This is a genomic window from Actinomadura fibrosa, from assembly GCF_900659615.1.
GTDB lineage: Bacteria > Actinomycetota > Actinomycetes > Streptosporangiales > Streptosporangiaceae > Spirillospora > Spirillospora fibrosa.
On record NZ_CAACUY010000274.1, the window covers coordinates 1 to 10,843 of the forward strand.

Annotated in this window: 11 protein-coding genes and 1 pseudogene; 6 read left to right on the plus strand and 6 right to left on the minus strand. The window is 73.4% G+C overall.

The genetic code is table 11. From position 1 onward, the window contains the following. The 4 genes and pseudogenes from E1300_RS53065 to rimP all read right to left on the minus strand — a co-directional run. Positions 1-404 (minus strand): translation initiation factor IF-2 N-terminal domain-containing protein (locus tag E1300_RS53065; protein ID WP_242619750.1); only part of this gene is annotated, 404 nt, incomplete at its 3' end. A gap of 108 nt (positions 405-512) precedes the next feature. Continuing rightward, positions 513-779 (minus strand): YlxR family protein, encoded by a 267-nt coding sequence (locus E1300_RS42425; protein ID WP_242619751.1) that lies wholly within the window; start codon positions 777-779, stop codon positions 513-515. 346 nt (positions 780-1,125) lie between these two features. After that, positions 1,126-2,100: pseudogene (gene nusA / locus E1300_RS42430) on the minus strand (transcription termination factor NusA); the annotation flags it as partial. Positions 2,101-2,125: 25 nt separating this feature from the next. Continuing rightward, complete coding sequence (gene rimP, locus E1300_RS42435; RefSeq protein ID WP_131762940.1) at positions 2,126-2,803, minus strand: ribosome maturation factor RimP; 678 nt, start codon at positions 2,801-2,803, stop codon at positions 2,126-2,128. Between the two features lie 215 nt (positions 2,804-3,018). On the opposite strand from rimP, the gene E1300_RS53070 reads away from it, so the two are divergent. The 3 genes from E1300_RS53070 (at position 3,019) to E1300_RS42455 (ending at position 5,795) form a co-directional block, all read left to right on the plus strand. After that, on the plus strand, positions 3,019-3,987 hold the full coding sequence (locus E1300_RS53070) for a ferritin-like domain-containing protein (protein WP_242619752.1): 969 nt from the start codon (positions 3,019-3,021) through the stop codon (positions 3,985-3,987). A gap of 86 nt (positions 3,988-4,073) precedes the next feature. Then, a complete protein-coding gene (locus tag E1300_RS42450; protein ID WP_131762941.1) occupies positions 4,074-4,610 on the plus strand; it encodes a hypothetical protein in 537 nt (178 codons plus the stop codon). A gap of 132 nt (positions 4,611-4,742) precedes the next feature. Further along, positions 4,743-5,795, plus strand: coding sequence for a TRM11 family SAM-dependent methyltransferase (locus E1300_RS42455; RefSeq protein WP_131762942.1), 1,053 nt, complete (start codon positions 4,743-4,745; stop codon positions 5,793-5,795). A gap of 4 nt (positions 5,796-5,799) precedes the next feature. On the opposite strand, the gene E1300_RS42460 is transcribed toward E1300_RS42455, so the two are convergent. Further along, a complete protein-coding gene (locus E1300_RS42460; protein WP_131762943.1) occupies positions 5,800-6,501 on the minus strand; it encodes an HAD family hydrolase in 702 nt (233 codons plus the stop codon). A gap of 44 nt (positions 6,502-6,545) precedes the next feature. On the opposite strand from E1300_RS42460, the gene E1300_RS42465 reads away from it, so the two are divergent. After that, complete coding sequence (locus tag E1300_RS42465) at positions 6,546-8,105, plus strand: PQQ-binding-like beta-propeller repeat protein (protein ID WP_131762944.1); 1,560 nt, start codon at positions 6,546-6,548, stop codon at positions 8,103-8,105. Positions 8,106-8,165: 60 nt separating this feature from the next. Continuing rightward, positions 8,166-8,441 (plus strand): hypothetical protein, encoded by a 276-nt coding sequence (locus E1300_RS42470; RefSeq protein WP_131762945.1) that lies wholly within the window; start codon positions 8,166-8,168, stop codon positions 8,439-8,441. A gap of 63 nt (positions 8,442-8,504) precedes the next feature. On the opposite strand, the gene E1300_RS42475 is transcribed toward E1300_RS42470, so the two are convergent. Further along, complete coding sequence (locus E1300_RS42475) at positions 8,505-9,977, minus strand: glycoside hydrolase family 43 protein (RefSeq protein ID WP_131762946.1); 1,473 nt, start codon at positions 9,975-9,977, stop codon at positions 8,505-8,507. A 221-nt stretch (positions 9,978-10,198) separates the two neighbouring features. Here E1300_RS42475 and E1300_RS42480 point away from each other — a divergent pair. Further along, positions 10,199-10,843, plus strand: a 645-nt coding sequence (locus E1300_RS42480) for a lysylphosphatidylglycerol synthase domain-containing protein (protein WP_207400273.1), incomplete at its 3' end; no start/stop codon positions are given.

Here is a 10,843-nt window from a genome sequence, read left to right on the forward strand (position 1 = left end):
CCCGGCTGCGGGCCCGGCTTCGGAGCGCCCGAGGGACCGCCCGAAGGCAGGCCCGAGGGCGCGTTGGAAGGGCCGCTCGGACCCGGCCGGGGACCGGCGGGACGCGGGGCGGCGGGACGCGGCGCCGAGGGGCGCGCGCCCTGGGAATCGGAGGCGCCACCGGGGGGCCCGGGGCGCGGCGCGGACGGGCGCGGTCCCGAAGGACGCTTCTGACCGCCGCGCTTGTCCCCCTGCTTGGAGGACGAAGGACTGGAGAAGGCTTCCGTGAGCCTGCGAACGACCGGCGCCTCGATCGTGGAGGACGCCGACCGTACGAACTCGCCCATTTCCTGGAGCTTGGCCATGACGACCTTGCTCTCGACACCGAACTCCTTGGCGAGTTCGTAAACCCGGACCTTGGCCACTGCACTCCCTACTCGGTCCGGGGGTGCGGCCTCCGGACCGTCGCTAACTTGCCGTACTCATCGCGGCGTGCTCATCGAGCGCTCATAGCAATCTCGACCTGCTTCCGACTAGACGTCGCTTATCGTTCGGCCATCCTGCTGCGGCACGGCCCGCTCCGCAAGCCACGCCCGCAGCGCACCGCCATCGAGCGGCCCCGGGAGGCGGAACGCCCTCGGGAACGCCCGACGACGCTCTGCGAGGTCGAGGCACTCCAGGTCGGGGTGCAGATGCGCGCCCCGTCCCGGCAGCCGCCCGCGGGGATCGGGGACGATCTCGCCCTCGACCACCACCAGGCGCAGCAAGTCGGACTTGGCCGTGCAAACCCGGCAGCCCACGCACGTGCGTCGTGGAACCGCCCGGCCACGTGTCATGAGTCTACCGCGCCGAGGCGTCGGCGGGACCTGTCGCATGCTCTCCGGATGCAGAAGATCCAGATTCGCCGGTTCCGGCGCCCTTCGCGGGCGTCCCCTCCGAACCCGTCGCGGCCCCCGCGGCCGCCTCGCCGGACGCCCCGCCAGAGGTCCCGCCGGACGCTTCGGCCGTGCGGCCTTCCGGCGTCCGGGACCGGTCACCCTCCGGCGACGCGGCACCCGGCCGGGCGTCCGCCGAACGCGCCTCGCCCGGACGGGACGATCCCGCACGGGACTCCCCCTGCCGGGCCGGGCGGGCGGGCTGCTGGCGCTCGGCGCCCCGCCCCTCCGCCGGCTCGGTGTCGGACCGGATGTCGATCCGCCAGCCGGTGAGCCGCGCGGCGAGCCGGGCGTTCTGGCCCTCCTTGCCGATGGCCAGCGAGAGCTGGTAGTCCGGCACGATCACCCGCGCCACCCGGCCGTCGGCGTCGACGACCTCGACGGCGGAGACCCGGGCGGGCGAGAGCGCGTTGCCGACGAACTCGGCCGGGTCGTCCGACCAGTCGACGATGTCGATCTTCTCGCCGTGCAGCTCCGCCATCACGTTGCGGACGCGGCTGCCGAGCGGGCCGATGCAGGCCCCCTTGGCGTTCACGCCGGGCTTGCGCGAGCGCACCGCGATCTTGGTGCGGTGGCCGGCCTCCCGGGCGATGGCCGCGATCTCCACGGTGCCGTCCGCGATCTCCGGCACCTCCAGCGCGAACAGCTTGCGCACGAGGTTCGGATGGGTGCGCGAGAGCTGCACCGACGGGCCGCGGTGGCCCTTGCGGACCTGCACCACGTAGGCGCGCAGCCGCTCGCCGTGCTCGTACCGCTCGCCGGGCACCTGCTCCTGCGGCGGCAGGACGGCCTCGATCTTGCCGAGGTCGACCAGCACGTTCCGCGGGTCCTTGCCCTGCTGGATGATGCCGCTGACGATGTCGCCCTCGCGGCCGGCGTACTCGCCGAAGGTCAGCTCGTCCTCGGCGTCGCGCAGCCGCTGCAGGATGACCTGCTTGGCGGTCGTCGCCGCGATACGTCCGAAACCGGACGGGGTGTCGTCGTATTCCCGGAGGGCCGCGCCCTCCTCGTCGGTCTCGGTCGCCCACACGGTGACGTGCCCGCTCTCCCGGTCCAGCTCGACGCGGGCCCGCGGCGCCGCGCCCTCCGTCCGGTGGTAGGCGATCAGCAGGGCGTCTTCGATGGCCTTCACGGCCACGTCGAGCGAGATGTCCTTCTCGCTCTCCAGGCCGCGCAGGGCGGTCATGTCGATGTCCACGAGGTTCCCCCCTCTAGTCCGGCTCGGCCGGAGAACGCGTTTCGCCGGCCGCCTCGGCGGCGCCGCCGCGGGGGGACGTGCCCCCGGTCCCCCCGGTGTCGCCCGCGGGGGCCTTGAACTCCACCTGCACGCGGCCGCGCCCCAGCTCGCCGAGCGCGAACCGGCGCCGCGCGGCGGTCTTCGGCCCGGCGGAGCCGCCCTTGGCAGGGCCCTTGCCCGGGCCCTTGCCCCGGCGCTTCTCGGCGACCTCGATCTCCACGGCCTCGTCGTCGGCGGCCACCACGCGGCCCTCGATCTGGCCGCCCTCGGCCAGCGGGACGACGACCAGCCGGCCGACGGCGCGGCGCCAGTGCCGCGGCTCGGTGAGGGGACGGTCGACGCCCGGCGAGGTCACTTCGAGGACGTACGGCGAGGTGCCCATGACGTCGGACTCGTCGAGCAGCGCCGACGCCGTCTCGCTCAGCTTCGCGATGTCGTCCAGCCCGACGCCGTCGTCGCCGTCCACGACGATCCGGACGAGGCGGCGGCGCCCGGCCGGGCGCACGTCGACCTCCTCCAGGTCGAACCCGGCCCGGGCCACGGCGGGCGCGAGCAGGCGGCCCAGCTCGGCGACGGCCGCGTCGCGGGACGGGCGCGCGGACGCGTCGCCGCGGCCCCCCTGAGCGCGGCCACCGCGGGACTCGACGCTCATGGGACCCTCCTCCTGTTGTGCCGTCCGTGCTCGCCGCGGATCCACCGCTGGTCCGCCGGCCCCTCAAGACTATCGACAGCCGGACACCGCAGCGGCCTTTCGAACAGCTCACCGGCGCGGCGGATATGGAATGCTTGAGCTGGCCCGATGGACGCGTCCGGGGACCGGGACCGCCGCGGGCCCCCGTCACCATGCCACCGGGTGAGGAGACCCCCTTGCCAGAGGCCGTTCCGTGCCCGCCTCGGGTGTCGCGCCGCGCGCTGCTGGGCGGCGCGGCAGCGCTGGCCCTGCCGTGGCCGGCCGGCTGCACCGCCGAGGCCGTCCCCCGCGAGGACGTGTCGACGCTGGTGGAGGCGATCTCCTCCGAGCAGGACCTCGTCGCCACGTACGAGGCCGCCCGGTCGGCCGACGCGTCGCTGGCCCGCCGCATCGACCCCGTCCTGGCGCACCACCGCGAGCATCTGGCCGTCCTGAAGCGGCACTACCTGCCGGGGTCGGGCGACCGGGCGCACGAGGGCGGCGCCATCCCGTCCCCGAAGGCGATCGCGCTCCCCGGCGGCGCCACCGCGATCATGGCGGCGCTGCGCGCGGAGGAGCAGCGCGCCGCCGCGGCGCGTAGCGAGGACACCGGCAAGGCGGGCCCCGGGCTGTCCCAGCTCCTGGCGAGCATCGGCGCGTGCGAGGCGGGCCACGCCGGGACGGTCAGGGACCCGGCGCCGTCCGCGATGCCCAAGTTCGACCTCCAGGCGCTCCAGACGGCGCTGGCGGCCGAGCACGCCGCCGTGTACGGGTACGGGCTGCTCGGCGCCCGGCTCCGCGGGCCGCTCCAGCAGACCGCGAAGGCGGTCTGGGAGGCGCACCGCACCCAGCGCGACCGCCTGGTCGCGCTGCTGTCGGCCGAGCCCGTCGCCGCGGCCGCCGCGTACCGGCTGCCCGTCCGGGTGACGTCCGCGCGCAGCGCCGTCCAGCTCGCCGCGGCGCTGGAGGACGCCCTGGTCCCCGCCTACGTGGGCCTCGCCGGCGCGTCCCACCCGCAACTGCGCCGGTTCGCGGCGGGCTGCGCGCAGAACGCCATGGCGCGGTCGGCGGGCTGGCGGCAGAAGGGCGGCGCCGCGGCGCCGCGCGAGGCGTTCCCCGGGCTCCCTCCTGCGGCGCTGTCCCCGCGTCCTGAACCGGGTGAGTGATCTGCCCCACGGTGGGAACGATGGGGCTCCATGAACGCGTTGATCTCTGTTGACCTGGATCACTCGGGGGAGGAGTTCCGACGGCCATGACCATCGCCCCGCACGGCAACGACACCGGCAAGCGAAGCGCCCTGGAGGAACTGCGGGCCGCCTACCAGGAGCAGCTCAAGCAGCTCGCGAGCGAGCGCGACGAGGCGCGGCGGCAGGCGCGCCGGGCCAAGGCGCAGGCGGCCGTGGCGCGCGCCGACCTGGCCAGCCTGCAGAGCCGCGTCCACGAACTGCTGACCGCCGCCGCGCGGCATCTGCCCGACCTGGAGCCTCTGGAGGCCCCGGAGCAGCCGGCTCTGGAGGCGCAGACCCAGCCGGTCGTGGAGCCCAAGACCCAGCCGGTCCTGGAGGCCAAGGCCCAGCCGGTCCTGGAGGCGTCGGCGCAGCCCGCCCTGGAGGTACCGGCCGGTCCGGTCCGTGCGCTACCGGCCGGCGGTCCCGACGCCGCACGGGTGGCGGCGCCGGAGCCCGGGCAGGACGCGAGGCGCGAGACGGCGCCCCGCGAACCGGTTCGCAAGGCCGTCGACAGGCGGAACGCCCGGGGCGCCAAGCGGAGGCCCGTCCGAACGGGATGACCGGGGAGGAACGGCCCGCCCATGGGCCGTGCGGGTGCCGCCGGGAGCGCAGTCTTCCGGCGGCACCCGCCCCGTGTCCGGCCGCCGCCGGAGCGCGTCCGGCACGCCGCGCACGCTGCTAACCTCGACCGGATGACCGCGTACGGCCTCCTCGTCTCTCCGTCGCACAACCGGGTCTACGCGCAGGCGGCCGCGGACCTGGTCAGGGCGGAGCTCTCCGTGTTCAGCGAGCGCGCCCTCGGCGGGCGCGTCCGGGACATCGCGGAGACCTCGATCGGCGGCGTCCCGTACGTCACGTTCTCCGCGGACGGCCTGACGGAGACCGACCTGCGGCTGCTGTCCAACCTGTCGTCGCTGTACGCGCTGTTCGAGATCGAGGACGGCCTCCTCCGCCCCGTGACGATCACGCCGCTCGACCTGTTCGGCAGCGATCTCCTCACGATCCAGAAGTACTCGGGCAAGACGAACGAGAACTTCACCAAGCTCCTGCTGAACGTCACGGCCATGGCCACCGACGCGCCGATGGACCTCGTCACCGGGCGCCCCAGGCTGCTCGACCCGATGTGCGGCCGCGGCACGACGCTGAACCAGGCGATGATGTACGGCCTGGACGCCGCGGGAATGGACATCGACGGCAAGGACTTCGACGCCTACGCGGCCTTCATCAAGACGTGGCTGAAGAACAACCGGGTGAAGCACCAGGCGGAGGTGACGAGCATCCGCCGCGACAAGGCCGTCCTCGGGCGGCGCCTGCACGTCACGCTGGGCGCGTCCAAGGAGCGGTACAAGAGCGGCGAGACGATGGAGATCACCGTCGTGAACGCCGACTCCGTCGAGGCGGGCAAATTCTTCCGGCCCCGCTCGTTCGACCTGATCGTGACCGACGCCCCGTACGGCGTCCAGCACGGCAGCCGCGCCAAGGGCGGCCAGGGGCGCAGGGGCGGGACGCTATCGCGCAGCCCGGTCGAGCTGCTCGCCGCGGCCGTCCCGGAGTGGACGCGGCTGCTGCGCCCCGGCGGCGCGATCGGCATCTCCTGGAACACGTTCGTCGGCCGCCGCGAGGACCTCGCGGCGATCCTCGCGGGCAGCGGCCTCGACGTCCAGGACTCCGAGCCCTACCTCGGCTTCCGCCACCGCGTCGACCAGGCCATCTCCCGCGACCTCATCGTGGCGCGGAGGCCCTGACCGGTCAGGCGGCGTGCCAGCGCTCGACGTGCGGGAGCAGCTCCCCCAGGTCGTGGATCAGCGCGTCGGGAGGCGTCAGGCCGGGACGCGTGAACGCGTGCGTCGTCTGGTGCCAGATCTGCACGGCGCGCAGGCCCGCGCCCTTGGCGCCGTGGATGTCGTCGTAAGGGCGGTCGCCGACGAAGACGCACGACGCCGGATCGGTGGCGCCGACGGCGTCCATCGCGGCGCGGAACGCCTCGGCGTGCGGCTTGGTCCAGGGGATCTCGCAGGAGTAGACGGCGCCGTCGAGCAGGTGGAGGACGTCGTCGCGGACGAAGACGCGCTCGTGCCAGTCCCGCGGCCAGATGGTGTTGGACAGCACGCCGATCTTGATCCCGCGCTCGCGGAGGGCGGCGAACAGCTCCGGCACGGCCGGGTCGGTGTGGGTGTGCGGGGTCCAGACCTCGAAGTGGGTGTCGAGAAAGGCGTCGGTCGGCTCGACCCCGGCCATCGCGAACAGCTCGGCGAACGTGGCGCTGCGGTGCTCCTCGGTCCCCCGGCGCCACAGCTCCAGCTCGGCCTCCACCAGCGCCGCGATGACCTTGTCCAGGTCGTCGGGAGGAAGGTGCGCCTCGCAGATGGCGCGCCACATGTCGGCCAGTTCGAGGTCGTGCCAGGGGGTCAGCGTCCCACCCCAGTCGAAGATCACTGCTTCAACGCCCATGCCGGGATGGTAACCATACGGGCGCTTCGCGCGATGATCCATCCATGCGGTGGATCGTCCTGCGCAGGCCCCTGCTCGCCTTCGCCCTCCTCGCCGTTCTCACCGCCGCCGTCCCGGCCGCGGCCGACACCATCCCGGACGGCCCCGGCAAGGGCCTCGTCCCGCAGTACATCGGCGGGCCCGCGACACCGAAGGCGCTGCCGGGACGTCCGGTCCCCGCGAACCCGCACCAGGGGCCCGCCGGCACGTCCTCCATGCACGCCGACAGCTACGCGTCCGACACGTATCCGTTCCTGGGACCGCTCGGACGGAACCCGCGCGTGCAGAACGAGGCCAAGGGCGGCGGCCTGCTCCCCGGTCTGTGCTCCACCGTGACGTTCGCGCGCAGAACCGGACTGATCGTCGCCCAGTGCACCCGCGGGCAGACCTTCACCCTGCGGCTGATCGACCCGAGGACCCTGCGCGACCTCGCCACCTACGAGCTGCCGCCCAGGCCGTCCACGGTGGAGGCCGTGTTCTCGGGCAGCCTCGACAAGGTCCTCACCGACACCTCCGGCGGCGCCTACTACTACCTCGACCCGCAGGACCGGGCCGTCCTCGCCGACTCGGCGTTCCACGTGCGCCGGTTCGCGCACGAGAAGGGGCCCGACGGGGCATGGCGGTTCACCGTCACCGACGACTGGGACCTCAGCGGCCACCTCCCCCACGACTGCGCCACCTGGACGAACCCGTGGCCCAAGGGCGAGTGCGACCCGATCACCGCCGTCGGCCCCGACTGGGACGGCCTCATCTGGTGGATCACGCGGAACGGCCGCGTCGGCACCATCGACCCGCGCACCGGGGCCGTCCGCGCGACCCGCCTTCCCGGCGAGGGCATCCAGAACTCCTTCGCGGCGGCCGAGGACGGCGTGTCGATCGTGTCCGACCACGCCCTCTACCGGATGCGGACCGGCGCGGACGGCACGCCGGCCGTCGTCTGGCGCGCGACCTACGACCGGGGCAGCGGCCGCAAACCCGGCCAGATCGACCAGGGCTCGGGAACCACCCCCACCTTCCTCGGCGACCGCTACGTGGCGATCACCGACAACGCCGACGACCGCATGCACGTCGTCGTCCGCGACCGCGAGGACGGCCGTCTCGTCTGCCAGGTGCCCGTCTTCGGCAGCGGAGCGAGCGCCACCGACAACTCCCTGGTCGGCTACGGCGACAGCCTCTTCGTGGAGAACAACTACGGCTATCGCAACTTCTTCGAGCTGCCTCCTGGCGGCTCGTCCACCGGCGGAGTCAGCCGCGTCGACGTCGACGCGGACGGGCGGGGCTGCCACACGGTCTGGACGAGCACGGAACGCTCACCGTCCACGGTCGCCAAGGCGTCCGTCCCCGCCGGCCTCCTCTACCTCTATACCAAGGAACCGCGCGGCGACCTCATCGACGCCTGGTACTTCACGGCCGTGGACGCGCACACCGGCCGCACCGTCTACAAGGTGCTCACGGGCACCGGCAAGTGGTTCGACAACAACTGGGCGCCGATCACCCTCGGTCCCGACGGCACCGCCTACGTGGGCGTGGTCGGCGGGCTGGTGTCCGTCCGAGATCACGAGTAGGGAGCCCTCCAGCGGGGATACCGGACCGATCAGCGCAACCGATCGAACATGGAGGGGGCCGTGAGACAGCGCCAGCCCGGTGAGGACCGTGACTTCCGCGAGGACATGGACGAGATGGGCGACGACGAGCAGTCCTACGAGATCGCCCTGACCGAGCGGTACGTGCAGGACCCTCCCGACGACCACGTCATCGAGGAGCCGGAGAACCTCCCGCCCGACGGACTCGGCATCACCCGGTACGAGCAGGAGACCGCCCGCCCGGGTGACGACGACGACCAGCTGGGCTCCGACGCCCCCGCGGAAGCGGACGCCGTCAACCCGACCAATCGCCCTTAGCGGCCCCTGGGAGGCGCGGCCGAGCGCCGGTGAAGGCGCCCGGCCGCGTCGCCCGTCGCAGAGTCAGTCGTCCAGGTCGGTCAGGTCGTCGCTTCCGCGATAGACGAACGACCGCACGGCGGCGTCGGCGCCGACCAGCCCGATCATGCGTCCGGTGAACCCCCCGGCCACCTCGGTGGAGAGGTAGCGGCCGTCGAGCCGACCGAGTTCCCGGAAGCCGGTGGCCTCCCGCACGCCCGCGACGATCAGATCGGGCCCCTGGCAGGGAGTGCCCTCCGCCCCTTCGGAAGGCCGGGTTCGCAGTTCAAGCACCGGTGGGGCGGTGACGGTGGTCTCACCGAGGACGGCCTGCACACCGCCGATCGAGGCGGTCACGCGCACCTGATCGCCCTCGACGGACAGCGTCACGCGGTGGAACGGGTCGATGCGCAGCTCCACTCCCGCGCGTCCGGCGCCCGGATCGACCCGGGCCTGCGCGCTGATGAAGAAGTGCTGCTGACGGCGTCCGACGAACACCTCCTCGTGCGAAGGCGAGGTCAGATGCCAGTGCCCTTCAGGGGTGTAGCGGAGCAGATCGGCGGGAAAGCGGGCCGGAGCCACCCACGCGTGCGGCAGACCGGGACCGGTGAGCTCCTCGACGACCGGGCCCGCCGCGTCTCCCTCGATCGGCTCGCCCAGGCGGGGCCAGCCGTCCTCCCAGTCGAGCTCGGCGGCGAAGGTCTCGCGCCCGAGCACATGCCAGCAAAGGGCCGAGCCGCGCAGCCGGACGCCGAGGAACACCATCGCCCAGCTCCCGTCCGGGCGTTGCACGACGTCGGCGTGGCCGGTGCTCTGCGTCGACCAGGCCGATCCGCGTGCGGTGAGCAGCGGGTTGTCAGGGCAGGGCTCGAAGGGGCCGTCCGGCCGAGGGCCGCGCGCGACGGTGACGGCGTGGCCGCGTTCGGTGCCGCCTTCGGCGATGAACAGGTACCACGTCGATCCCCGCCTGATGAGGTGGGGGCCTTCGGGGAACTGGCCGCCGGTGCCTCGCCAGATCACGGCGGGTTCGGTCAGCAGCGCACCGGTCTCGGTGTCGAGGACGGCCTGGATGATGCCCTGCCTGCCCTTCGGCAGCTCACCCGACCAGGTCAGCCAGCACGTCCCGGCGTCGTCCCAGGCCAGATCGGGGTCGATGCCGTCCGCGTCCGGGACGCGGATCGGCCGGGACCAGGCGCCGGCCGGGTCGGTGGCGGTCACCAGCACCTGGCCCGGCTGGTCGTGCACGTTGGTCGTGATCATCCAGAAGCGCTCGCGGTGGTACCGGAGCGTCGGCGCGTAGACGCCGCCGGAGTGCCGGCAACCGGCGAGCTCCAGCTGATCGGGACGGTCGAGCACATGCCCGATCGGGCTCCAGTGGCGCAGATCACCCGACCGGAAGATCGGCACCCCGGGCGCGTACTCGAAGCTGGAGTTGACCAGGTAGAACTCGGAACCGGCGCGGCACACGCTGGGGTCCGGATGCAGCCCGGGGACGACGGGCTTCTTGGCGATCGGCATGGAACCTCCTGGGAGGACAGAGGACCTGGGGTGGCCCGCAGCGCCCGCTGAGGGAAGGCCCGCCGGGGCGGACCGCCGAGGGCGATGCACTGAAATCTACGATTTCGTGATCACTTTCGGGGAATGTCTTACCTGCGCCATAGGTTGCGTTGACCAGGGCGAGGCTGCGAGGTGACCGGGGCATGCAGGAGACGGTGGTTGCGTCCGTCAGTGTCCCGGCCATGGCGGAGCCGTCCGTCACGGTCGCGGACGAGGAGATCACGTCTGCCGTCAGTGCCGAGACGACGGGCGACGCGCGGCCCTGGTGGCGGCGCCGGATCGGGCTTCTGGCCCAGGTGGCGCTGCTCGTCGCGGCCGTCGCCGTCCTTCCGTTCGTGGACGCGGACCTTCCCGACCTCGGGGTGATGTGGTCCCTCGCGCGGGACGCCGAACCGGCCTGGCTCGTCCTGGTCGTCGTCGCCGAGGCGGGGTCGATGGGGGCGTTCGCCCGGCTCCAGCGGCGGCTGCTGCGCATCGGGGGGCTGCGGATCTCGCTGCGCCGCGCCTTCGCGATCACGTACGCGGGCAACGCGCTGTCCACGACGCTGCCCGCGGGCCCGGCGGTGAGCGTCGTCTACACCTTCCGGCAGTTCCGCCGGGGCGGCGCGTCGGCCTCGCTCGCCACCGCCGTGATCCTGGCGGGCGGCGTGATCACGACGACCGCGTACACGGTGATCGGGCTGGTGGCGCTGCTCGCCGACCCGCACGCCCGCGCGCTCGCGACGACCGCGCTGGCCGTCCCGCTGGCGGTACTGCTGCTGCTCGTCCCGGCGCTGCGGTGGCGGCCGCTGCGCGCCCGGGCGGTCGCGCCGCTGCGCCGCGCGCAC

Excerpts from the sequence above, each read along its gene's own strand:
- rimP (WP_131762940.1), bottom strand. The coding sequence starts at position 2,803 with ATGAGCGTCGAGTCCCGCGGTGGCCGCGCTCAGGGGGGCCGCGGCGAC.
- E1300_RS42450 (WP_131762941.1), top strand. The coding sequence starts at position 4,074 with ATGACCATCGCCCCGCACGGCAACGACACCGGCAAGCGAAGCGCCCTG.
- E1300_RS42455 (WP_131762942.1), top strand. The coding sequence starts at position 4,743 with ATGACCGCGTACGGCCTCCTCGTCTCTCCGTCGCACAACCGGGTCTAC.
- E1300_RS42460 (WP_131762943.1), bottom strand. The coding sequence starts at position 6,501 with ATGGGCGTTGAAGCAGTGATCTTCGACTGGGGTGGGACGCTGACCCCC.
- E1300_RS42465 (WP_131762944.1), top strand. The coding sequence starts at position 6,546 with ATGCGGTGGATCGTCCTGCGCAGGCCCCTGCTCGCCTTCGCCCTCCTC.
- E1300_RS42475 (WP_131762946.1), bottom strand. The coding sequence starts at position 9,977 with ATGCCGATCGCCAAGAAGCCCGTCGTCCCCGGGCTGCATCCGGACCCC.